The sequence below is a fragment of the Rodentibacter sp. JRC1 genome, from assembly GCF_020521555.1.
Classification (GTDB): domain Bacteria; phylum Pseudomonadota; class Gammaproteobacteria; order Enterobacterales; family Pasteurellaceae; genus Rodentibacter; species Rodentibacter abscessus.
The window spans coordinates 1,338,794-1,362,531 of record NZ_BPWA01000001.1 but is presented as its reverse complement, the minus strand read 5'-3'; the positions used below and the strand labels follow the sequence as shown (position 1 = coordinate 1,362,531).

General features: G+C 42.9%; 25 protein-coding genes. 17 read left to right on the top strand and 8 right to left on the bottom strand.

Annotated features, from left to right (window positions below):
- Positions 1-12: 12 nt before the first annotated feature.
- The 8 genes from HEMROJRC1_RS06330 to trmB form a co-directional block, all read right to left on the bottom strand.
- Positions 13-456, bottom strand: coding sequence for a nitrate reductase cytochrome c-type subunit (locus HEMROJRC1_RS06330; protein ID WP_226692134.1), 444 nt, complete (start codon positions 454-456; stop codon positions 13-15).
- A gap of 5 nt (positions 457-461) precedes the next feature.
- Positions 462-1,325: a quinol dehydrogenase ferredoxin subunit NapH gene (gene napH, locus HEMROJRC1_RS06325; RefSeq protein ID WP_226692133.1), complete on the bottom strand. Its 864-nt coding sequence runs from the start codon at positions 1,323-1,325 to the stop codon at positions 462-464.
- Entirely contained in the window at positions 1,325-2,128 is an 804-nt protein-coding gene (gene napG / locus HEMROJRC1_RS06320; protein ID WP_226692132.1) for a ferredoxin-type protein NapG, read from the bottom strand. The genes napH and napG overlap by 1 nt, the downstream gene beginning before the upstream one ends.
- Positions 2,129-2,198: 70 nt before the next feature.
- Positions 2,199-4,682 (bottom strand): nitrate reductase catalytic subunit NapA, encoded by a 2,484-nt coding sequence (gene napA / locus HEMROJRC1_RS06315; RefSeq protein WP_226692131.1) that lies wholly within the window; start codon positions 4,680-4,682, stop codon positions 2,199-2,201.
- A gap of 57 nt (positions 4,683-4,739) precedes the next feature.
- Positions 4,740-5,018, bottom strand: a complete 279-nt coding sequence (locus HEMROJRC1_RS06310) for a chaperone NapD (protein ID WP_226692130.1) — start codon at positions 5,016-5,018, stop codon at positions 4,740-4,742.
- Positions 5,015-5,542: a ferredoxin-type protein NapF gene (napF, locus tag HEMROJRC1_RS06305; RefSeq protein ID WP_226692129.1), complete on the bottom strand. Its 528-nt coding sequence runs from the start codon at positions 5,540-5,542 to the stop codon at positions 5,015-5,017. Before napF ends, HEMROJRC1_RS06310 begins: the two co-directional genes overlap by 4 nt.
- A gap of 220 nt (positions 5,543-5,762) precedes the next feature.
- Positions 5,763-6,107, bottom strand: a complete 345-nt coding sequence (locus HEMROJRC1_RS06300) for a YggL family protein (protein WP_226692128.1) — start codon at positions 6,105-6,107, stop codon at positions 5,763-5,765.
- Positions 6,108-6,492: 385 nt separating this feature from the next.
- Positions 6,493-7,233 carry a tRNA (guanosine(46)-N7)-methyltransferase TrmB gene (gene trmB / locus HEMROJRC1_RS06295; protein WP_226692127.1) on the bottom strand — a complete coding sequence of 247 codons (741 nt, stop codon included), beginning with the start codon at positions 7,231-7,233 and terminating at the stop codon, positions 6,493-6,495.
- A gap of 96 nt (positions 7,234-7,329) precedes the next feature.
- On the opposite strand from trmB, the gene priA reads away from it, so the two are divergent.
- The 17 genes from priA to HEMROJRC1_RS06210 all read left to right on the top strand — a co-directional run bounded on the left by priA (position 7,330) and on the right by HEMROJRC1_RS06210 (position 23,724).
- Positions 7,330-9,522 (top strand): primosomal protein N', encoded by a 2,193-nt coding sequence (priA, locus tag HEMROJRC1_RS06290; protein ID WP_226692126.1) that lies wholly within the window; start codon positions 7,330-7,332, stop codon positions 9,520-9,522.
- A gap of 77 nt (positions 9,523-9,599) precedes the next feature.
- Positions 9,600-10,370 carry a cell division protein FtsN gene (ftsN, locus tag HEMROJRC1_RS06285; RefSeq protein ID WP_226692125.1) on the top strand — a complete coding sequence of 257 codons (771 nt, stop codon included), beginning with the start codon at positions 9,600-9,602 and terminating at the stop codon, positions 10,368-10,370.
- A 116-nt stretch (positions 10,371-10,486) separates the two neighbouring features.
- Entirely contained in the window at positions 10,487-10,966 is a 480-nt protein-coding gene (locus tag HEMROJRC1_RS06280; protein WP_226692124.1) for a hypothetical protein, read from the top strand.
- A gap of 30 nt (positions 10,967-10,996) precedes the next feature.
- Positions 10,997-12,217: a beta-ketoacyl-ACP synthase gene (locus HEMROJRC1_RS06275; RefSeq protein WP_226692123.1), complete on the top strand. Its 1,221-nt coding sequence runs from the start codon at positions 10,997-10,999 to the stop codon at positions 12,215-12,217.
- Entirely contained in the window at positions 12,217-12,684 is a 468-nt protein-coding gene (locus HEMROJRC1_RS06270) for a hotdog family protein (RefSeq protein ID WP_226692122.1), read from the top strand. The genes HEMROJRC1_RS06275 and HEMROJRC1_RS06270 overlap by 1 nt, the downstream gene beginning before the upstream one ends.
- Positions 12,684-14,615 (top strand): RNA-binding domain-containing protein, encoded by a 1,932-nt coding sequence (locus HEMROJRC1_RS06265; RefSeq protein ID WP_226692121.1) that lies wholly within the window; start codon positions 12,684-12,686, stop codon positions 14,613-14,615. Before HEMROJRC1_RS06270 ends, HEMROJRC1_RS06265 begins: the two co-directional genes overlap by 1 nt.
- On the top strand, positions 14,612-15,340 hold the full coding sequence (fabG, locus tag HEMROJRC1_RS06260) for a 3-oxoacyl-ACP reductase FabG (RefSeq protein WP_226692120.1): 729 nt from the start codon (positions 14,612-14,614) through the stop codon (positions 15,338-15,340). The genes HEMROJRC1_RS06265 and fabG overlap by 4 nt, the downstream gene beginning before the upstream one ends.
- A gap of 102 nt (positions 15,341-15,442) precedes the next feature.
- A complete protein-coding gene (locus HEMROJRC1_RS06255) occupies positions 15,443-16,693 on the top strand; it encodes a beta-ketoacyl-ACP synthase (protein ID WP_226692119.1) in 1,251 nt (416 codons plus the stop codon).
- A gap of 18 nt (positions 16,694-16,711) precedes the next feature.
- Positions 16,712-17,623, top strand: coding sequence for a dialkylrecorsinol condensing enzyme (locus HEMROJRC1_RS06250; protein ID WP_226692118.1), 912 nt, complete (start codon positions 16,712-16,714; stop codon positions 17,621-17,623).
- An 81-nt stretch (positions 17,624-17,704) separates the two neighbouring features.
- Positions 17,705-18,847, top strand: a complete 1,143-nt coding sequence (locus HEMROJRC1_RS06245) for a beta-ketoacyl-ACP synthase III (protein ID WP_226692117.1) — start codon at positions 17,705-17,707, stop codon at positions 18,845-18,847.
- Positions 18,837-19,211: a hypothetical protein gene (locus tag HEMROJRC1_RS06240; protein ID WP_226692116.1), complete on the top strand. Its 375-nt coding sequence runs from the start codon at positions 18,837-18,839 to the stop codon at positions 19,209-19,211. The genes HEMROJRC1_RS06245 and HEMROJRC1_RS06240 overlap by 11 nt, the downstream gene beginning before the upstream one ends.
- A 1-nt stretch (position 19,212) precedes the next feature.
- The gene (locus tag HEMROJRC1_RS06235) at positions 19,213-20,205 is read left to right on the top strand and encodes a virulence RhuM family protein (protein WP_226692115.1); all 993 of its coding nucleotides are present in this window, start codon (positions 19,213-19,215) and stop codon (positions 20,203-20,205) included.
- Between the two features lie 28 nt (positions 20,206-20,233).
- The gene (locus HEMROJRC1_RS06230; RefSeq protein WP_226692114.1) at positions 20,234-21,220 is read left to right on the top strand and encodes a BtrH N-terminal domain-containing protein; all 987 of its coding nucleotides are present in this window, start codon (positions 20,234-20,236) and stop codon (positions 21,218-21,220) included.
- 48 nt (positions 21,221-21,268) lie between these two features.
- Positions 21,269-21,454, top strand: a complete 186-nt coding sequence (locus HEMROJRC1_RS06225; protein ID WP_226692113.1) for a hypothetical protein — start codon at positions 21,269-21,271, stop codon at positions 21,452-21,454.
- Positions 21,447-21,764 (top strand): transposase, encoded by a 318-nt coding sequence (locus HEMROJRC1_RS06220; protein WP_255618273.1) that lies wholly within the window; start codon positions 21,447-21,449, stop codon positions 21,762-21,764. Before HEMROJRC1_RS06225 ends, HEMROJRC1_RS06220 begins: the two co-directional genes overlap by 8 nt.
- Positions 21,764-22,486 (top strand): ABC transporter ATP-binding protein, encoded by a 723-nt coding sequence (locus HEMROJRC1_RS06215; protein WP_226692111.1) that lies wholly within the window; start codon positions 21,764-21,766, stop codon positions 22,484-22,486. Before HEMROJRC1_RS06220 ends, HEMROJRC1_RS06215 begins: the two co-directional genes overlap by 1 nt.
- Positions 22,480-23,724 carry an ABC transporter permease gene (locus HEMROJRC1_RS06210; protein WP_226692110.1) on the top strand — a complete coding sequence of 415 codons (1,245 nt, stop codon included), beginning with the start codon at positions 22,480-22,482 and terminating at the stop codon, positions 23,722-23,724. The genes HEMROJRC1_RS06215 and HEMROJRC1_RS06210 overlap by 7 nt, the downstream gene beginning before the upstream one ends.
- Positions 23,725-23,738: the final 14 nt, after the last annotated feature.

Below are 23,738 nucleotides of genomic sequence, written 5' to 3'. Positions count from 1 at the left end.
CCCTTCCTTAATTTAGTTGCCGTAACCTTTCAACGGTTTGAATTCGTTCGGTACGATAGGATCCACATTTGATTGAGAAACGTGGCATTGTAAACAGAAATAGCGACGCGGTGAGGAAGTGGAACCTACGTTACCGTCACGATCCATAAAGTGTGTCGGGCTGATTCGGGTAGCACCGCTTAAACGGGCATTTTCCGGGCTGTGACAGTTTAGACACTGGTTCACATTTTTTGTGACTTGGTAATTGGCTACACTATGTGGCACCATAGGCGGCTGATTTACATAATTTAATGCGGGTAATTCACTTTGACGTGGTGCATGGTGAAAAGCCGGTGCTATATTTTCCGGTGATTGGGTTAAATCTTTCCCGATCGGTTGCACATCCGCTGCCATTAACGAACCGGCAAAAAGTGCGGTCATAAATCCCGCTAAAATTTTAGATACCTGTTTAGTCATATTAATCACTCCCCTGAATGATCGAATCTAGTCGAAAATTTGAAAACTTTTTCAGCGCAAACGTCAATGCAACGCCCGCAACTAATACAATCTTTCGAAAGCACAAGGAGGCTTTCGTCTTTTTTTCCGTGTAAAGGTGAACGTAATACTTGGGCTTCCGGGCAGACATTGTAACAATCCATACAATTATCGCATTTGGCTCGGTCAATCACTTTAATTCGGATTAAACTTTTTGCTCCGATTAGCCCATAAGCAGCACCAATGGGGCAAAGATGCCCGCACCAGCCGTGTTCTGCAATCAATAAATCAAAAAGAAAAATCACCAGTACCAGCCACGCCGTTGCACCTAAACCGAATACGAAGGCACGACCTAACGCCGCAACAGGGTTAATCCATTCCCATAACAACATACCGCTTACCGCACTACCCAGTAAAATCATTACCAGAATGCCGTAACGTAAGCTGCGTGAAAGTTTTGCCGTTTGGCGAATCCCCAGTTTGCGGCGTAACCATGCTGCCGTATCAGTTATCATATTCAGCGGGCAAACCCAACCGCAAAATATTTTGCTACCAAGGACTGCGTAGCAAAGCACGATAATGGCTGCACCTATTAAGGTGAGCGTATCAGGCAGATGCCCGGCGGCAAGACTTTCAAAGGTAATTAAAGGATCACTTAAGGGAATCGTATCCAATAGTAAGCTGCCGCTATAATTGCCTTTTAAAATCCATATGCCTAAGTAAGGACCGCTTAAGAACATCGCGATAATGCTAAGTTGGCTTAATCGACGCCAAAATAAAAAGCGATTTGCATACCACCAACCCCACTTTTCACGGGATTCTTTCCCGGCATATTTAGGTGCATTTGCCATTATTTTCCGCCTCCTAATACCGGTGCCAAAATCGGTTCTGCCGGTTCGGCTATTACCGCTTCGGGTGTGCGTGTCGGTAGCGAAATCATATCGCTCGGCGCAAGGGAATGACCGGCTTTCGCTTTTTCTTCCCAACCCAAACGATAATGTTTACCAAGCATACCTTTCGCCAGTTCTATTGGCAGAACCTTAATCGCCGCTTCTTCCAATACACAGGCTTGTTCACATTTTCCACAACCTGTACAAGCATCGGAATGAACCGTTGGTATAAACAAGGCGTGTTTGTCCGAACGTGGATTATGTTGTTTTTCCAATGTGATGGCTTTGTCGATTAACGGACAAACGCGATAACACACATCACAACGTAATCCTTGCCAGTTTAAGCAGGTTTCGTGATCCAATAACACCGATAACCCCATTCGTGATTCATTAATGTCGGTCGCATTGCGATCCAATGCCCCACTTGGGCAGGCATGGGCGCACGGAATATCCGGACACATCTCACAAGGTTTATCACGTGCGATAAAATACGGCGTTCCCGCTTCCATAGGTGATAATAGTGAAGCCAAATGCAACATATCGTATGGGCAGGCTTGTACACACTGACCGCAACGAATACAGGCTGCAGAAAAGGCTTTCGCCTCTTGCAATGCAAAGGGAGGGCGCAAGGGTACGCCTTCACGGGCAAGGCTTTGTTTTTGCTGTAATCCCAACAAAATCCCCACGCCGACAAGACCACCCGCAGTGCGGGTGGTTTCTTTTAAAAAGCGTCTGCGTTCAGGATTAAGAATAGGCTTTTTCATTTTCTTTTTGATTTTTAACCGCACTTTTTTATTCCATACCGATAAAGTGCGGTTGATTTTTACCTTGTTTTTACGCTGCTTTTTCCACTTTCACGGCGCATTTTTTAAAGTCCGTTTCTTTTGAAATCGGATCGGTTGCATCTAACGTTAAGGCATTTGCAAGCTGACCGGCATCAAAGAAGGTGGTATAAACCAAACCGCGAGGCGGTTTATTGCGTCCGCGTGTATCAAGATAAGAAATCATTTCACCGCGACGTGATGAAATCTTGATTTTATCGCCATGGCGTAAACCACGGGCTTCGGCATCTAATGGGTGCATCCACACCAGATTATTTGGGAATGCACGGTGTAATTCCGGTACACGACGTGTCATTGTGCCGGTATGCCAGTGTTCAAGAACACGACCGGTTGATAGCCATAGGTCGTATTCCGCATCAGGTGATTCCGCCGCCGGCTCATAAGGCACGGCAAGAATGATTGCTTTTTTATCCGGATAACCATAGAACGCCACGCCTTCACCTTCTTTCACATAAGGATCAAAGCCTTCGCGATAACGCCATAGGGTTTCTTTGCCATCTACCACCGGCCAACGTAAACCACGGGCTTTGTGATACATCTCAAACGGTGCCAGATCATGGCCATGACCACGACCAAATGAGGCATACTCTTCAAATAAGCCTTTATGAACGTAGTAACCGAAATGTTCCGATTCGTCATTTAATTGACCTTCGGCAAGTTCGCTAAGCGGGAATTTATCCACTTGTCCGTTTTTAAATAACACTTCATACAGGGTTTTTCCACGGTATTCCGGCATTTGGGCAAGTAATTCTTCCGACCACATTTCATCGGTGGTGAAGTATTTTGCAAACTCCATTAATTGCCACAAGTCGGATTTTGCCTCGCCCGGAGCTTTCACTTGTTGACGCCAAAATTGTGTGCGGCGTTCTGCGTTACCGTATGCCCCTTCTTTTTCCACCCACATTGCGGTTGGCAAAATTAAATCGGCGGACAATGCAGAAACTGTCGGATATGGGTCAGAAACGATGACGAAGTTGCCTTCTTTACGCCAACCCGGTAAACGATCTGCGTTGATATTAGGACCTGCTTGCATATTGTTGTTACACATTTGCCACAGCACATTCATTTTGCCATCGTGCATTGCACGGTCTTGTGCAATCGTGTCCAAGCCAACTTTTTCAGAGATAGTTCCTGCCGGTAATTTCCAAATACGTTCTGCCGTTTCACGATGTTTCGGATTGGTAACGACTAAATCAGCCGGTAAACGGTGTGGGAAAGAACCCACTTCACGTGCCGTACCGCAAGCGGACGGTTGACCGGTTAATGAGAACGGTCCACAACCCGGAATAGAGATTTTGCCGGTTAACAAGTGAATGTTATAAATTAAGTGGTTCGCCCACACGCCACGGGTGTGTTGATTAAAGCCCATCGTCCAAAATGACACTACTTTTTTCTTCGGATCGGCATAAAGTTTGGCTAAATGTTCCAGTTGATCTTTCGGCACACCCGATAATTCGTGGGCCTTATCCAATGTGTATTCGGAGACGAGTTGCTTTAATTCTTCAAAAGTCGAATCATACATTTTGCCCGCAGTTTTACGATTCGTCTCTTTTTCCAACGGATTTTCAGGACGTAAACCGTAACCGATATTGGTTTCACCACGTTTGAATTTCGTGTGTTTATTGACGAAATCCCAATTTATCGCATCATTTTGAATGAGGTAATTGATGATGTAGTTCATAATTGCTAAGTCGGTTTGCGGTGTAAACACTAAACCGTAGTCGGCAAGTTCAAAACTACGATGTTCAAAAGTAGAAAGTACGGCAACTTTTACATCAGGATTAGAAATACGGCGATCGGTAATGCGCGACCATAAAATCGGGTGCATTTCCGCCATATTTGAACCCCAAAGCACAAAGGCTTCAGCCTGCTCAATATCATCATAGCAACCCATAGGTTCATCCATACCGAAAGTACGCATAAAGGCTACTGCGGCAGACGCCATACAGTGACGGGCATTCGGGTCAACATTATTAGAACGGAAGCCGGCTTTCCAAAGTTTGTTCTTCGCATAACCTTCCCAAATGGTGGATTGACCGGAACTAAACATACCCACAGCATTTTGACCGTTCTTTTTAAAGGCTTCTTTGAATTTTTCCGCCATAGTTTTGAAAGCGACATCCCAAGAAACCGGCGCAAAATCTCCGTTCTTGTCGAATTTACCGTTTGTCATACGTAACATCGGTTGAGTGAGACGATCTTTGCCGTACATAATTTTCGGTAAGAAGTAACCTTTAATACAGTTCAAACCACGATTAACTTCTGCATCAGGATCACCTTGCGATGCCACCACACGTCCGTCTTTCGTACCGACTAAAACGGCACAACCCGTACCACAGAAACGGCAAACCGCTTTATCCCATTTTATTTCGGATTCTGCCGCAACCACATTTTTAATAGGGATGGTTAATCCCGCAGCCGTTGCAGCAGCCATTGCCGCATTGGCTTTCATAAAGTCTCGGCGACTTACCTTCATTGCATTTCCCCCACGTTAAATACTGATTTTTAGATACATTGAATGTTTATAGAAAAACTATTTATTTTCATCCTGCTCGTGATACACCAATGACACGTTAATGACACCTTCAATCTCTTTCACACTCTCCATATTATCGAGGAGAAGATGTTGATCATCGGATTGCATCACAACAACCATTTTGCCCATCTTTTCATCGAAAGTAGGGATTTCGGTATGTTCGATTGCTAAAAGTGCGGTCTGAATCGCCGCCATTTTTTCAGGCTTCCCTTGTACGACAAGCCCCACTACGTGCCAATCTTTTGCGTTTTCCGATGTTAAACTCGTTTTATTCATTCTGCTTTAAAATTACTTATTTCTATCGCATTTACCGGGCAACTTTGAATGCAAGCACCACAGCCGTTACAACTTTCCAAATTCACAGTAGGCCGTGCAACACCACCTATTTGTAAGCGAAAACGAATAGCATTCATTGAACAATTATCCTGACAAGAACGACATTCAATATGCTGCCGTGCCAAGCAATTTGCACCGATGTTGATTTTATGTGTCCAAGGCAATTCTTCTAACGGGCGAAAAATCGGCTGCCGGCATACTTCAACGCATTTTCTGCAAAAGGTACATTCGCCTTTATCGAACCGTACTTCAGGAAAACCGCCATCGCCTTCGATTAAAATCTGAGTTTCGCAAATCTCAATACAATCCCGACAACGGGTGCATTGTTCAACAAATTCTTTATTCGACACCGCCCAAGGGGGACGAATCCCTTCAAAACCTTGAATCTGCTCATTTTTGGTATGCAATGACGCTAAAAATTTACCCCGTAAAAATTGTCTGCGCGGTAAGTTTTCAACTGTCATCTCATTTGCCTTTGGAATTGCTCTTAATACCTTTTCAGGCTGCAAATTATGCGGTTGCCCGCAAGAGATAGGAACTACCAAAAATGGGTAGATTGGCAGAAATTTGAACTTTTATTGTGATAGATCAAGGAAATGAAGTGCGGTCGATTTTGAGTGAGTTCTTGAAAACAAAAACAGCGTGGAAAATTGCTTTCTCACGCTATTTTTTTATTGGGATAAATTATGCGTTGTTTGCCGGATATTCCCACCAAATATCGAATAATTCACTGATTTCAATTTGTTGTAAACCGTTCGCTTCAAGCCATTTTTTCACGGTTTCACGGTGGCTTTCGTCACATTTGCCGATTTTTTCCAAGCAAACTAAACCTTCCCAATGTAAGTATCCGCTGCCTTCATAAGCTAAACCGTTCGGTTGGATAACTTCATTGATAAAACGATCAACGATTTCATCTACGGTTTCAATCGCCGTACCTTCTGCAAATTGGAAGTTTACAAGAAAACCAAGCTCTTGGAATTCCGCAAGATGGAGCTTTTTACGTTGGCGTTGGTTGTAGGATTTGGACATTTTAGGTTTCTCCGTTGTTTGAGTTGGTTGGGTATTTTATATTAATTGTAACATTTTAACATCGTTTTTCGCCGGATTGGCGACCTACTTTTCTTTGTTCGTGCAAAGCAAAGTGGGTAAAAGAAACACATCCCTAGTTAAATCGCAGTTCCTCATTCCAATGAAATTTTTTTACGAAAAATAAGCCTGATGTTCGCTACGCTCTCGCTCGGCGTTATTTTTCTAAAAATTTCATTTCCATTCAGGCGATTTATATGGGGCATTTTAATGGCGCATTATAAAAAAATACTCAAAAAATTAACCGCTCTTCTTTGCTTTTCTTCTTTTAAGGAAGTAGAAAGAGACGGGGTGGGCTATAGCGAATTAAATTCTGAGAAAGAAAAAACTATCTCTTAACGAAATACAAATCCCACACGCCGTGTCCTAAGCGATGACCGCGGGCCTCAAATTTCGTGAGAGGGCGAAAATCAGGGCGGGGAATATAATTTCCGCTTTCCGCCGTATTCTCTAAATCGGTATTGGCACTTAGCACTTCTAACATTTGTTCCGCATAGTTTTCCCAATCCGTTGCCATATGGATAAAGCCTTTTTCCCCCAGTTTTCGCACTACCTGCTCGACAAAGTGCGGTTGAACAATGCGGCGTTTGTGATGTTTTGCTTTATGCCAAGGATCGGGGAAGAAAAGTTGTAATCCGCCTAAGGCACCGTCTGCAATGCTATCTCGGAGAATTTCAGTGGCATCATGGCAAATCACTCGTAAGTTTCTCACGTTTTTTTCCACTGCATAAGCAATACACGCACCGACACCCGGTGTGTGGACTTCAATACCGAGATAGTTTTTATCGGGGTTCGCCGCCGCCATATCCACTAAAGATTTCCCCATACCGAAACCGATTTCTAATACGACAGGATTATCATTGCCGTAAATGTAAGAAAAATTAAAGGGTTCGGTTTGATAATCCAACCCAAGCGCTCCCCAGTGAGCGTTCATCATATTTTTTTGAAATTCGCTTAAGCGACCGGTACGCAAGACAAAACTACGCACTTTGCGTTTATAACGTCCGTCTTCGGTAAATTCGGCAGTTTCAACGGTTTTACGTTTTTGATCGGCAAAAGTTTGTGTCATAAATCTGTTTTATTAGGTTCTGAAAAATTGGCGGCGATTATACACGAAATCCCTGCTTTTCCCGTATAATGGGGCAAATTTTTTCCAAGGATTTCTATGAAAATTGCGCGCGTGGCACTTGCAGTGCCGCTTCCCCGATTATTTGATTATCTCGCTCCTGATGAAATGTCATTGGTAGTGGGTGGGCGTGTTCTTGTGCCTTTTGCTTCACAAAAGCGTGTAGCAATTGTGACGGAATTGCCTGAAAAAGCGGAAATGTCAACCGATAAGCTTAAAGAAATTATTACTTCGTTTGATACGAAATCCCTTTTCACGCCGCTATATTGGGATTGGCTTCATTGGGCTGCAAATTATTATCAAGCTGCGTTGGGGGAGGTGTTATTTCAAGCCTTGCCGGTGAAATTGCGTAACGGTGAAAATGCGCTGAAAAACGACCGCACTTTTTGGCGAATAAATGAGGTAGGAAAAGATGCCTTGGCACAGGGCAAATTCAAACGTTCCAAAAAACAAGCGGAAGCGTTGCAATGTTTGCTTGAACAAGATCTCGAAAAAGGCAATAACGGGTTTAGTGCGGCAATTTGGTCTGCCTTAAAAAGCAAAGAATGTGTGAGTGAAGTCCTTGTTCAAACGGAGCCTAAAAGCTGGCTGCAAACTTTGGGCGATAAACCGATGGTAAATTCGGATAATCGTTTAACGCTGAATAAACAACAGGCTTTGGCGTTTAGTCAGCTGATGTTTCAACGTGATTTTAATGTGTGGCTGCTGGAGGGGGTGACGGGGTCCGGAAAGACGGAGATCTACCTACAATATATTGAGGAGATTTTAAAATCCGGCAAACAGGTATTGGTGCTCGTGCCGGAAATCGGTTTAACGCCGCAAACGGTACAACGTTTTAAGGCGCGTTTTAATGTAGAAATTGATGTTCATCACTCCAATTTAACGGATGTACAACGGCTGAATGTGTGGAATCGTGCTCGGTTAGGGCAAAGTGCGATGGTAATAGGTACACGTTCGGCATTGTTCACGCCGTTTTCAAACTTGGGTGCAATCATTTTAGATGAAGAACAGGATGCTTCTTTCAAACAGCAAGACGGTTGGCGTTATCATACGAGAGATTTAGCGATTGTACTGGCGCAGAAATTGGCCATTCCCGTGTTGATGGGATCGGCAACCCCCAGTTTGGAAAGCCTTAATAATGTGCAAAACGGTAAATACAAGCATTTGATGCTATCAAAAAGAGCGGGAAATTCGACCGCACTTCGTCATTTCGTTATCGATTTGAAGAACCAATATGTGCAAAACGGCTTATCGCAACTTCTGTTGGAACGAATTAGGAATCACCTTGAAAAAGGTAATCAAGTATTACTTTTCTTAAATCGCCGTGGTTTTGCACCGGTTCTTCTGTGTCACGAGTGCGGCTGGATTGCACAATGTCCGAAGTGTGAAAAACCTTACACTTATCATCAACATCAACGGGCCTTGCGCTGTCATCATTGCGGATCGCAAAAAACGATTCCACGTCAGTGCGGGAATTGCGGTTCTACCCATTTGGTAACGACAGGGCTTGGTACCGAGCAATTAGAAGAAACCTTAAAGGCACAATTTCCGACTTATTCCATCGCCCGCATTGATCGCGACACGACTGCCCGCAAAGGCAAGTTGGAAGGCTATTTGGACGATATTCAACAAGGGAAAAGCCAGATTCTTATCGGTACGCAAATGCTGGCGAAAGGGCATCACTTCCCTAATGTTACTTTGGTGGCACTGGTGAATGTAGATAGTGCGTTGTTTTCCTTAGATTTTCGCGCTGAAGAACGGCTTGCACAGCTTTATGTGCAAGTGGCAGGGCGAGCCGGACGTGCGGAAAAACAAGGGGAAGTTGTGTTGCAAACGCATTATCCGGATCATCCCTTATTGAATACATTGCTTGCGAAAGGATATTCCGCCTTTGCCGAAGAAAACTTGCGTTTGCGCCATTCTATGGGATTGCCGCCCTTTAGTTTTCAAGCTTTATTTAAGGCGCAGGCACGCCGTTCGGAATTAGCGGAACAATGTTTGGAACAAATTGCCGATTTTTTCCAAAGAAAAGGAATAGAAGGATTACAAATATTGGGTCCTATGCCCGCCCCCTTTAGTAAAAAAGCGGGACAATTCCGTTGGCAATTACTTTTACAGCATTCCGTGCGAACGATATTGCAAAAAGCATTACGGGATTATCAACAAGCAAATTTAGAAAAAAACAGTCAAGTGCGGTTGATTTTGGACGTTGACCCACTGGATTTAAGCTAGAAAACCACAGTATTTTTCAGTAGAATTGACAAGTTTTACAAAAATTTTAGAAACGCATTAAAGTTTAGGATTTTATCGTGGCTCATCGAGATTTTGCCGCACGCAGCGGTTCAAATAAGAAAAAAAAGAAAAATGCCAATAAGAATGTACTAATTGGCATCGCATTGGCAGTGTTACTTGCCTTTGGCGTGGGGCTTTATTTTTTAAAAAACAAAACGCCAAAGCCGATCCCTGCCCCCGTTCAAACGGAAAAACCGCAGCCCAAAAGTGTGTTACCGAATCGTCCGGAAGAAGTGTGGAGCTACATTAAAGCGTTGGAAACCCGTACGGTACCGGTGGATGATAAACCTTCCAGTGTTGAAAAAAATATGCGTTTAACGGAAGAACAACGCCAAGTTTTAGTTCAAATGGAAAAAGAACAAAAAACTGCGGAAGAGGCTCGAAAATTGGCAGAGCAACGTAAGGCGGAAGAGGCAGCCAAAGCTCAACAGCAATCTTTAGACGTTGCTAAAGCTGAAGCGATAAAACAAGAGGTGAAAAAGCCTCCTGTCCCAGCGAAAAAAGCCGAGCCACAGAAAAAACCTGAAATTCTCAAAGTAGAAACAAAACCTACGGAAACGACTACAGTCGGTGGTAAACGTTTTGGATTGCAATGCGGTGCATTTAAAAATCGTGCGCAAGCTGAGAATTTACAAGGACGTTTAGTAATGTCCGGCGTGAATGCGCAAGTGGTGGTTGCCGGTGAATGGAATCGTGTGCGTGTAGGTCCATTCTCTAGTCGTGATAGCGCAGTACAAACCCAAAATAAAGCGAAATCTGTTGCCGGCTGTGTGATTATCGGTATGTAAATTAAACAGTGAAATTTTGAAAGTGCGGTTAAAAATAACGATATTTATCATAGATGCACAGACCTAATTTCGCTGCCCTTTATTTAAAACCAAGGTATTGGTAAAGAAATAATTTTATGAAAAAGGCACTTATTATTCTGATAATGTTTGCTGTTGCTGCTTGTTCTAGCCTTATAATTAAGTCGCTTCCGGCACAATCTGTAGAAAGTCGTTTATTTAAAGTTGAGCAACTTGATGAACAAAACCGAGTACAGCAAGCAAGTTTGCTTTCGGTGCAATTTAATGAAACCCAATGGCGTTGGGTACAAACCGATCCCCTTGGTGCGCCGTTGGCACGATTAATTTTATCCGAACAAGGTTGGCAAAATGATGGTTTTGTGATGCCGAATAATCAGGCAAAGCAGCTTTTTTCAGCCTTGGCAACGGCTTTTAGCTCAACACCATTATTTGAATTTAGTGCTATTGAACAAACGGCAAGTGGTCAGGTTTATCAAATAAATCATAAATTTGTATGGAAAATCCATCACAAGCAGCCAATCATAGATATTAATCTTGCTGATGGCAGCCGTTGGAAAATTGAAGAGTTAATGCAATAAGGCATAATAAATTTAAAGGTAGAGGGATACGTGGCTGCATTTTTTTTAACTAAACCGGCGATCATCAGCGCTATTGGTGAGGGTGTGGGAGCGCATTTAGATTGCTTGCTTAACAGCAAACCGTCTCCACTTCATCTTTCCGATAAAGCATTTAGAGAAAACGGTATCAGTGGTAAAGCGGGCGTGTTTGGCGAAGTAAATCTTGAACTCCGCCCTTTTCCTGCCGATTTACCAATGGAATATCGCAGCCGCAATAATCAGTTATTATGGCACGCCCTTGCACAGATTGAAGAGCAAATTGCACAGGTCATCGGTCGATTTGGTAAAGAACGTGTGGGCGTAGTAATGGGAACATCCACAACCGGTGTAGATGAAAATATCCCTGTATTTAAATATGCCGCAGCGCATAATGATTGGTCAGGTAAAGATTTTAATCAGCCACAACAATATTTTTCCGCACCGGCAGATTTTGTTTCCTACCAATACGGTATTCAAAATGCGGGTTACGGTATTTCAACAGCTTGTACCTCAGGTGCGAGAGCGTTGATTTCCGCAGCCCGTTTACTAAAAGCCGGCTTGTGTGATGCGGTAATTTGCGGTGGTGTGGATACCTTATCGCCATTGACGATAAGCGGTTTTGGCTCGTTAGAAGTGCTTTCCGAACAACGAACGAATCCACTCTCGGTAAATCGTAACGGCATTAACATTGGTGAAGGCGCAGCCGCTTTCGTGATGACCAAAATGCCATTAGATAATGATAGCTTACAACTACTGGGCTACGGTGCAAGCAGCGATGCTTATCATATGTCTAGTCCGCATCCTGAAGGTTTAGGGGCAATTTCCGCTTTTGAAAATGCCTTAAAATCAGCCGCACTTTCACCAAATCAAATAGGGTGGATTAACCTGCATGGCACAGGCACGATACATAATGATCAAATGGAAACCATTGCGGTTGCAAAAGTTTTTGGAAATCAAACCCTTTGCACAACCACTAAACCGTATACCGGGCATACATTGGGTGCTGCCGGTGCATTGGAAGCGGCGATTTTATGGTCTATTATTAGCCGAAAACATAATCCGCAAGGCATTTTACCGCCGCAGCTTTGGGACGGAGTTCGAGATGATCGTCTCCCCAAAATTATGATTGCGGACGAGCACAGTCGTTGGGCAGAAGGCAGACGTATCGGCGCAAGCAGCTCTTTCGCCTTCGGTGGCAACAATGCCGTTTTAATTTTAGGGGAAAGTATCTAATGAGTTTAAATTTACCCATTAAAAATGTTGCTCCCTTTGTACCGCAAAGCGGTGAAATGGTCTTGCTCGATCGTATCACCTCATTTGGTGAGGATTTTTTACACGCAGAAAGCGAAATTCGTCCAGATCATATTTTACTCAAGGCAGGAAAACTAGCCACTTTTTCCGGCATTGAAATCATGGCTCAAGGCGTTGCGGCGTGGGCAGGTATTCAGGCTCGCCAAAAAGATGAACCAGTACGTTTGGGCTATCTACTTGGCACACGCAAACTGCATATTTATCAAACCGAGATCCCGATTGGTAGCAGACTAAACATTGAGATAAAAATGTCGATTCAAGATGTAACCGGTTTCGGGGTGTTTGACTGTAAACTCATTGATCATCACACTCAAACCCTGTTATTAGAAGGTTCGCTCAATGTATTCAGCCCTAAAGACGGCAAAATTCAAAAGGATGTGAGCAAGTAATGAAAGATATTTTTGACCATTTAGACAGTATTGATGATCTGATTCTATTAGGTGAATCTTCCGAATTAGAGTGCAAACTTGCTCAAGGAAAAGATGGGCTCGGTGAAGTTCCTTTTGATATGTGGGAAACTTATAGCGCTTTTGCCAATACTGATGGTGGATATATTGTGTTAGGAATGCAAGAAAAGAAAGATAAGTACATTCCTAAAGGCATTACAAGAGTCGCACAAGTTAAAAAACAGATCTTTGATCTGGTGAATAACCCACAGAAAGTTAATATTAACTTGTTAACAAATTCATTTGTTAAAGAATTACCTTTGGGTGACGAAAAATCATTGTTAGTCGTTTATGTTCCCAGAGCTAAGCGAACAGAACGACCAGTTTATCTTAACGGAAATCCATTGGGAAATAGTTACCAACGGTGTAATGAATCTGATCAACGTTTAAGCGAAGAACAGGTAAAAAGAATGCTTGCAGAACAATCGCAAGATTCTAGAGATTCTATTGTGCTTGAGCATTTTCAGCTTGCTGATTTAGATATGGAATCAGTGCGAAACTATCGCCAACGCTATGCTAATTTAGATCCTAGCCACCCTTGGAATGAATTGTCTGATTTAGTATTTTTAGAAAAAATAAAAGCGTATAAAACTGAACGTGAAACAGGTCGTAAAGGGCTAACCGCAGCAGGGTTATTGATGTTTGGAACTCATACTGCCATTCAAGATCAATTCCCATTTTATATGCTAGATTATCAAGAGCATTCAAGTAACCCTGATGAACGTTGGATTGATAGAGTGACCTTAGATGGGAAATGGTCTGGGAATTTGTATGATTTTTCTCAACGTGTTTATCGTAAATTAGTTGAAAATATTAAGGTACCTTTCAGAATAGAAAATGGACTACGACAAGAAGATACTCCTGTTCATATTGCATTAAGAGAAGCATTAGCAAATACAATTATTCACGCAGATTATAGTGATAAAGCCTCCATCCAGATTATTAAAAAGCCTAATTCTTTTTATTTTCGTAATCCCGGTTTAATGAGAATTCCCATTGAAATCGCATTAAAAGGGGGAGATGCAGATTGTCGTAATCGTCTTCTTGCGCAAATGTTTCGTTATATTCGTTTTGGTGACCAAGCAGGTTCAGGGTTACCGAGAATATTAAGTGGCTGGAAGACACAACATTGGCGGATGCCTTTACTAAGAGAAGTGAGAGAGCCAAATGAGCAGACTGTTTTAGAATTAAAAACTGTCTCTTTATATCCACAGGAAATTTTTGATACGCTGACTAAACAATATGGTAAGAAGTTCCTAGAGCTTTCTGAGCTAGAGCGAACGATTGTTATTGAAATTTATACTAATGAAGCACTAACTCATAAAGAAATTTGTTTACATATTTCAGGGCATTCCCGTGATGTTACATTAGCTTTAGTAAAGCTAGAAAAATTAAAAATGATCTCTGCAAGCGGTAAGCAAAAGAATAAAATTTACCACCGTCCTGAAATAGAGATGCCAACACCAGATAATCAGGTGGGAAAAATTCTCGCAAAAAGTTTTATCAAAAATCCGGAGTTAGCTTCAGAAAATCCGGAGTTAGCTTCAGAAAATCCGGAGTTAGGTCCGGAAAATCCGGAGTTAGATCTAGATACTGAAACCAGCCAGCAATGGCAACAGTTAAAACTGATCGCAAGCAAGCTACAAGGTGATGTCCGAAATATAGGTAAAGAAAAATTTGTAGATGGTATTTTGCAACTTTGCCAATCCGGTTATATCAGTCTTTCTGATCTTGCACTTTTACTCAATAAAAAAGCGGATACATTACGGAAAAGTTATCTCAATCAATTAGTCAAAGAGAATAAGTTAGAACTAGCCTATCCAACGGCTAAGAATCATCCGAAACAGGCATATAAAACAGTAGGACAATTATGACAAATACCGTATTAATCACCGGCTCCAGCCGAGGTATCGGCAAAGCAATTGCGTTGAAACTTGCTCATTCGGGCTTTGACATTGTGGTGCATTGCCGCAGTCGTGTTGAAGATGCTGAAGAGGTTGCAAGTGCGGTCAAAAATTTAGGCAAAAATGTGCGCGTGTTGCAATTTGATGTAAGTAATCGTGAGCAAGCTAAAGCGGTTTTAGAAGCAGATGTAGAAGCAAACGGTGCCTATTACGGTGTGGTGTTAAATGCAGGCTTAACCCGTGATAATGCTTTTCCGGCACTGAGCGATGAAGATTGGGATTCGGTATTGCGAACAAATTTGGATGGTTTTTACAATGTATTACACCCCATCATGATGCCGATGATTCGCCGCCGTAAAGCAGGGCGAATCGTCTGTATTACTTCGGTTTCCGGTATTATCGGTAACCGCGGACAAGTAAACTATAGTGCCTCGAAAGCCGGTTTAATCGGTGCAGCAAAAGCATTGGCCGTTGAGCTTGCTAAACGTAAAATCACCGTAAATTGCGTAGCTCCGGGTTTAATCGACACGGAAATTTTGGGTGAAAACCTACCGCTTGAACAAATTTTAAAGGCCATTCCAATGGAACGAATGGGAAATCCTGATGAAGTGGCTCATGCAGTGGATTTCTTAATGGACGAAAAAGCGTCTTATATCACCCGTCAAGTGATTGGAGTGAATGGTGGGTTGTGTTAATTAATAATTTGTAGGGGCGGGTCCTGTGCCCGCCCGAATATCAGTGAAAGTTTACGGGCAGGCACAGGACCCGCCCCTACAAAATAAAATACAGAGATAATAATGAATACAAAACGAGTTGTAGTAACCGGTATTGGTGCGGTAACTGCTTTCGGACGTAGCTGGACGGAAGTGAAATCCGCCTTTGAACGTAAAGAAAATGCCGTGCAAAATATGGGCTGGCTGGATAAATATCCGGAGTTAGAGGCTCAACTTGGCGCGCCGATTGGAAATTATACCCCACCAAGCCACTGGACAAGAAAACAACTTCGCAGCATGGGACGTGTATCTCAACTCTGTGTGGATGCAGCAGAGCAAGCCTTAACGAATGCGGGCTTGCTAAAAAATGGCGAAATTTCACCGCTTGTATTGAACGGCAATATGGGGGTAGCAAGCGGTTCAAGCACCGGCTCCACTGCTGATGTGCGCGATATGGCAGAACTTTTAATGACGGGCAAATCGGACACCTTTAATGCCTCCACCTATGTGCGAGCAATGCCGCACACCACTGCAGCGAATATCGGCATTTTCTTTGGCTTACAGGGGCGAATTATCCCGACTTCCAGTGCTTGTTCATCGGGCTCGCAAGGGATTGGTTATGCTTATGAAGCGATTAAATACGGTATGATCCCAATGATGTTAGCGGGCGGCGGCGAAGAGTTTTGCCCTTCCGAAGTTTATGTTTTCGATAGCCTTTATGCGGCAAGTCGCAACAACGATAACCCGAAAGGCACACCGCGCCCTTATGATAAAAACCGAGACGGTTTAGTGATCGGTGAGGGAGCGGGTATTTTCGTGTTGGAAGAGTTGGAGCACGCCTTAGCCCGTGGCGCAAACATTATCGCCGAAGTGGTCGGTTATGGGGCTAACAGTGATGGCAGCCACGTAACCCAACCGCAAGCATCCACCATGCAACGTTGTATGGAAATTGCCTTAAAAGATGCAGGGATTTTGCCTGAACAAATCGGCTATGTGAACGGACACGGTACGGCAACGGAAAAAGGCGACATCGCTGAAACTCAAGCAACTTCCGCTGTATTTGGCGCAAGAATGCCGATCAGCTCGCAAAAAAGTTATTTGGGGCATACGCTCGGTGCTTGCGGTGCATTAGAAAGTTGGTTTTCTATTGAAATGATGCGTGACGGTTGGTTTGCGCCGACGCTCAATCTTGAAAATGTGGACGAACGCTGCGGCGAACTTAATTATATTCAAGGTGACGGCAAGTTTATCCAAACCGATTATGTAATGAACAACAATTTTGCATTCGGTGGTGTGAATACCTCATTAATTTTTAAACGTTGGCAAGGAAAATAAGTACAGGAAACGGCAATAATGACCAAAAAGATTCTGTTAGTCAGTTATTCGCAAACAGGGCAACTCAACCGCTTGGCTGAACATTTCGTTCAACCATTGCTTGGGCAAACGGATATTTCTGTCGAGCATTGTCAACTTCAACCGCAAACCGCCTACGCTTTCCCGTGGCGGTTTCTGTCGTTTTTTAACACCTTTCCGGAAACGGTGCATTTGCAGCCAAGCCCTATTCAAACGCCCGAATTACGCAGTAAAAAATACGATTTGGTCATTATTGCCTATACGGTATGGTTTTTATCGCCAAGCCAGCCGATAACCGCTTTCTTACAATCTCCACAGGCGAAAGCCGTACTCAAAGACACACCGGTTATCACGCTTATTGGTTGCCGGAATATGTGGCTGCAAGCCCAAGAAAAAATGAAAAAATTGCTTGCCGATTGTGGAGCGAACTTGATTGGCAACGTGGTGAAAGTGGATCAATCGAACGACTGGGCGAGTTTCATCACCACACCACTTTGGATGCTAACAGGCAAGAAAAAGGTCGGTAATTTACCGAGCGCAGGCATTGCGGAAAGTGAAATCCAAGATGCAGCCCGCTTTGGTGAAAAACTTTTGCAAATTTTTCAGCAAAATCGACTGCTTGATTGCAAGCTTTTTCAAGGAATGGGCGCGGTAAAAATCGATGAAAAATTGATGATGAGCGAAAAGGTCGGCGCAAGAAGTTTCCATATTTGGGGCAAACTACTGATAAAGTGCGGTCAAATTTCGCCGATTTTTCGTAAATTTGTCTTATATTTCTATATCGTATTTCTAGTCGCAATGATTTTAACCGTTGTGCCAATTTCAGCCGTAATCAAACGCCTGCTAAAACCGCTGATACAGAAAAAATTGGATGAGCAAAAACGTTATTTTGCCGAGCCTTCGGGTGAGTAGGGTGCGTTTGTTAACGCACCGATAACGACACAACCAATAATAAAAATGGTGCGTTAGCAAACGCACCCTATGGAATATAAAATGCAAAACGTCTATATCAACAAAATTTCTGCTTTCTTACCTAATGAACCCATTTCGAACGATGAAATGGAGGCTGTACTCGGCATGGTGGGGGAAACACCTTCCCGTGTGCGTAAGATGATTTTACGTTCTAACGGTATTCAGCAACGTTATTATGCCGTTGATCCCAAAACTCGCCAAGCTACCCATACCAGCACGGAACTTGCCGTGCAAGCGGTCAAAAAATTAGGCGTTTCTGCAAATTCATTTACCAGTTTGGCTGTAGGGACTTCTTATCCGGATCAGATTTTGCCGGGGCAGGGCGTGATGGTGCACGGCTCGTTGGAGAATGCTCCGCCAATGGAAGTGATGTCGATGTCGGGCGTGTGTGCGGCGGGTATGGCGGCGATGAAACACGCTTTTAATGCGGTTCGCACTGGGGAACATCAGTGTGCGGTGGCGGTAGCGTCGGAATGTGCTTCGGCAATTATGCGCAGCGAAAATTTCAAAGCGGAAGCGGACAGCAAATTATTGGCGGATGCTAAACCTGAAATCGGGTTTGAAAAAGATTTTCTGCGTTGGATGTTGTCGGATGGTGCCGGAGCGGTCGCACTTTCCAATCAGCCGAATCAAACAGGCGTGAGCTTTAAAATTGATTGGATTGAGTTGGTTTCTTTTGCCAATGAAATGCCGGTGTGTATGTATGCGGGCGGTGATGTGAAAGACGGGCAATTCGTCAGTTGGAAATCGGTTTTGCAAGCGGAGCGTGATACGCAAAGTTTTATGGCAGTTAAGCAAGATGTGAAATTGCTGAATGAAAATATCGTGCGTTGCACTGTGGAAAATGCCCTCAAGCAGTTGATTGCTAAATATAATTTGCAAGCGAAAAATATCGATTATTTCTTACCGCACTATTCGTCAGGTTTCTTCCGAGATCGTTTGTTGGATGGCTTACGCAACATTGATTTTGAAATTCCGCAAGAAAAATGGTTCACCAACCTTACCTATTGTGGCAACACGGGGTCGGCATCGATTTACATTATTTTGGAAGAATTTGCCCGCACTTTCCCGCTCAAATCAGGGCAAAAAGTGCTATGTTATGTGCCGGAGAGCGGACGTTTTTCAAGTTGTTTTATGTTGTTGGAGGTTATCAATGGAAATTGATGAAATCCCCCAAGACGACAGCAAAATTTTCCAAGGGCAGAAAAAGGTCATCTACGCCACCCGCAACGGCAAATTTGAAGCAGGCACCACCACAGGTTGGCAATCAGAAGAATTTGCCACCGAACAGGCGGTGGACGAACTCAACCAACTCACCGAACAAGCCCTACAAGCGATCAAAAACGGCGAAAAATCAGTCATTTACTACCTCATGTACAAAAACCGCTACGACCTCCAAAGCCTCGCCCAAGCCACAGGCTTCTGGCAATGGCAAATCAAACGGCATTTTAGACCGGAGATTTTTGCGAAGTTGGGGGAGAAGAAGTTGGCGAAGTATCGGGAGGCGTTTGGGGGATTAGAGATATAAAATGGCAGACAACGATATTATCATTTACACCAGCGAAGACGGCTTATCTCAATTCACTCTCCGTGAATTAGGGGCTCAGCTGTGGCTAAGCCAGTTAGAAATTGCCGAGCTTTATCAAACCACCAAGCAAAATATTAGTAAACATATCAAAGCGATCTTGACAGAAAATGAATTGAGTGAAAATTCAGTTGTCAACTTTCAGTTGACAACTGCGGCTGATGGTAAAAATTACAATACGCAAATTTATGCATTACCAATGATTTTAGCCATTGGTTACCGTGTGCGTTCAACCCGTGGCACACAATTCCGTCAATGGGCAACACGTACTCTTGGGGAGTATATCCAAAAAGGTTTTGTGTTAGATGAAGTGCGGCTAAAAAATCCGCCGATTGGTGCAAATCAAGCAGACGATTATTTCGATCTTTTATTAGAAAAAATCCGGGATATTCGAGCCAGTGAACGCCGGATGTATTTGCGGGTGCGAGAAATTTTTACCCTTGCCGCAGACTATCAGCCTAGTTTTAAGGAAACCACGCAATTTTTTCAAAAAATCCAGAACAAATTACATTTCGCCTGTACAGGCAAAACCGCAGCAGAACTTATTTTTCAGCGAGCTAATGCAGAGCTGCCGAATATGGGATTAACAAATTTTCGTGGACTGGATGTGGCAAGAAAAGATGTTACGGTTGCAAAAAATTATTTAAATGAACAAGAAATTACGGCATTGAATCGGATTGTGTCGATGTGGTTGGATTTTGCTGAGGATCAAGCCAGCCGGAAAAAGCAATTTTTCTTAAAAGATTGGGAAGAAAAATTAGATGGTTTCCTTGAATTTAACGAAAGAAGCGTGTTAAAAAATCAGGGGGCAATAAGCAAAAAGCAGGCTGATGAAAAAGCCTTATTGGAATATGATAAATTTAATCAACAACGCCGTCTAGAAAAGGAAAAAGAAGGCGAAATTTATATAGAACAACTTTTAAAATTGAAGAAATAAGGGATCACTTTTTACAAAAATTTTGCAAATGAATAATTTTACCCACCAACACACCGCCCATTGTGAAAGCGGTGTGATATCAACCTTATTAAAATCACAGGGCATTGAACTGAACGAAGCGATGGTCTTTGGTTTGGCTTCTGCGTTGACTTTTGTTTATCTGCCGCTGATTAAAGTGAGTGGAATGCCGCTGATTTCCTACCGTATGCCACCAAAAAGCATTATCAAAAATGTGTCGAAAATGCTAAAAGTGCGGTTAAAAATGCAGAAATTTCGCTCAGAAACTGAAGGAATGCAGGCATTGGATAAAGCGTTGAATGAAGGTAAGTTAGTCGGCTTACAAACATCGGTTTTCTGGTTACCTTATTTTCCACCTGAAATGCGTTTTCATTTTAATGCGCACAATTTGCTGGTGTATGGCAAGGATCAAAATGATTATTTAATCAGCGATCCTGTGTTTGAAACGGTGCAACGCTGTGCCACCCAAGACCTACAAAAAGCCCGTTTTGCCAAAGGCGCATTAGCGGCAAAAGGATTGATGTATTATTTTGAGCAAACGCCCGATTTTTCTCAAATTGACCTGCCAATTTTGGTTCGCAAAGCGATTCGTAAGCAGGCAAAACAGATGCTTGCTCCATTGTTTTTTGTCGGCGTGAAAGGCATTCGCACCGTAGCGAAATCGATCGAAAATCTGACCGCTTGCAAAAAAGGCGAAAAATATAACCGCTTGTATCTCGGGCATATTGTGCGAATGCAAGAAGAAATCGGCACGGGCGGTGCCGGTTTTCGTTATCTTTACGCTTATTTCCTCGAACAAGCTGCAGAAATTTGCCAAGAACCCAAATTCAAACAAGCCTCCGAGCAAATGACCGAAATCGGCGATCAATGGCGACAGTTTGCAACGCTGTGCGTAAAGCAATGCCGAAAGCCAACGAGGGAAGGTTACTATGAAGTAGCAGAGTTTTTGCGGGGGATTGCGGAGAGGGAAGAAAAATTATGGAGAATGTTGAAATAAATGTAGGGGCGGGTTCTGTACCCGCCCGAAATGATTGCCGAAACAGATATGAATAAACAACATTTACCACAACGCAAAATAATCCGTTTACAACACTACGATTATTCCGAAAATGGGTTATATTTCATTACTATTTGTGTGCAAGATCGCTTATGTTTATTTGGTCACATTTCAAATGAGAAAATGGAATTAAACGCTGCGGGTAAAATATTTGGATTATGTCATTATGCCTAATCATATCCATTTTATTCTTCAGTTTGAAAATGAATCTCACTTAATTCGCCATTCATTATTCGATATCATTCAACACTTTAAATCTCGAACGAATGTTGAATATATTAGAAATGTAAAACAAAATAATTGGCAACCATTTAACAAGAAATTATGGCAACGGAGTTATTATGAACATATTGTTCGTGATGAAAAAGATTATTTAATGATTGCGGAATATATAGAAACTAATCCAATAAATTGGGCGTTAGATAAATTGTATATAGCAGAACCATTTCAGGCGGGCACAGGACCCGCCCCTACGGAAGATTGATGATTAAAATAACAAACCTAAACCACCGCTACCCCAACGCTCAAACATCTGCTTTGCAAAATATCAACTTGCATATTACGCAAGGCTCCGCCGTAGGCCTACTCGGTCCTAACGGTGCGGGGAAAACGACGTTGATGTCGCTTTTGACCGGGTTGCAATCGGTGCAGCAAGGCGAGATTTTATTTGAGGGTGTGCCGTTTGATACATTGACTAAGCAACAACGCCATCAAATTTCGCTAGTTCCACAGGATTTTGCCTTTTATCCGCTTTTAACGGTGTGGGAAAATCTGAAATTTTTCGCCGCACTTTATGATATTGCGGATAAAAATTGGTTGTTGGAATTGCTGGAAAAGACAGGGCTGACCTCTCATAAAAGTAAACTTGCCAAGCATTTGTCGGGCGGTTTAAAACGTCGTTTAAATTTTGCGATTGGGTTGATTAACCGCCCGAAAGTGATTTTCCTTGATGAAATTACTGTAGGGATTGATCCGCAATCTCGCCAGTTTATTTTAAACAGTGTAGCGGAGCTGACGAAGCAAGGCGTGACAGTGATTTATACTTCGCATTATTTGCAAGAAATCGAGCAACTTTGTTCGCAATTAGTGCTGTTAAATGAAGGAAAGTTGATTTATCAGGGCGATTTGCAAGAAATTATCGGAAACCAACCGCTTGAGAAATTTTACTTAGATTTTTTGGATAAACAGGTAGGAAATTCGTGCTAATTGCTTCAATCTTCAAAGAACTCCGCTTATTAAGCCGCGATCTACACGGGGTGGCGGTGCTGTTTATTATGCCGATTTTATTTATGTTGATTATGTCAGCGGCATTGAGTAATGATAACGAGCTTAGCCATAAAGCGGAGATTGTGCTGTTGGGTGAGGCAGAAAATCCGCTCAACAGTGCATTTTTTCACGCATTAAAAAATGAAAATCTGGCGGTGAGACAGGCGGATATTGCCGAGCTTTCTCATTATCAAACCGAATTACAAGCGGGCAAATTTGAGTTGCTTATTGCAAATTTTAATGAAAAAACGACCGCACTTTCGGCGGAAAAACCGTTACAACTCTGGCTTAATCCGAGCGCAGATCGCAGCTGGTTGTTAGGTGTGAAAGGTATTTTGCAAAAGCACTATAGCCGTGAGCGAATTGAACGCTATCTTGCTGATAGTCATATCCGGCTTGAGAACAATAAGCACAAACCAATCAAACAGATAGAGAAAAAAGTTAATCAAGATTTAGATAAAAAATTTGATAAGATTAACGCCTATTTAGCCAAAGATTTATGGCAGGAGATCTATCTTAATCGTCAGGGCAAAGAAGTGGAAAAACCGAACTCGGTGCAACATAGCGTGCCGGCGTGGCTGATCTTCGGGATGTTTTTTATTATGATTCCGCTCTCGAATGTGATGGCGATGGAGCGACAAACCAACACCATTACCCGTTTGAGAATGGCGAGAGCCTCTGCATTTAAGCTGATTGTGGCAAAGTTGATACCTTATTTTTTGATCAATCAGTTACAATTTATCGGTATGGTTGCGTTAGGTTATTTTGTGCTTCCTCGTCTTGAAATGCCGGCATTTTCGCTTACGGGAACAGAGTGGCATTATGGCGTATTAGCAATGGCAGTCAGCCTTTCGGCATTGGGTTACGGTTTATTGGTGAGCGTGATTGCTCGTACCACCGAACACGCAGTGGTGTTGGGCGGTGGAGGCATTATTATTATGGCGGCAATTGGTGGCATTATGGTGCCGACTTATGTGATGCCTGAAATAATGCAAGCGATTGCCGAATTTTCACCGATGGGCTGGGCGTTGAACGGTTTCCAAAATTTGCTCCTTAACCAGTACGATTTATCACAAATTGCAAATTATTTGGCAAAATTGACCGCTTTTGGTGTGTTAATGATTGGACTTGCCGCAGTGGTTTATCAGCAGCAACTCAAAAAACAAGTGCGATTTTAACGTAGGGTGCGTTT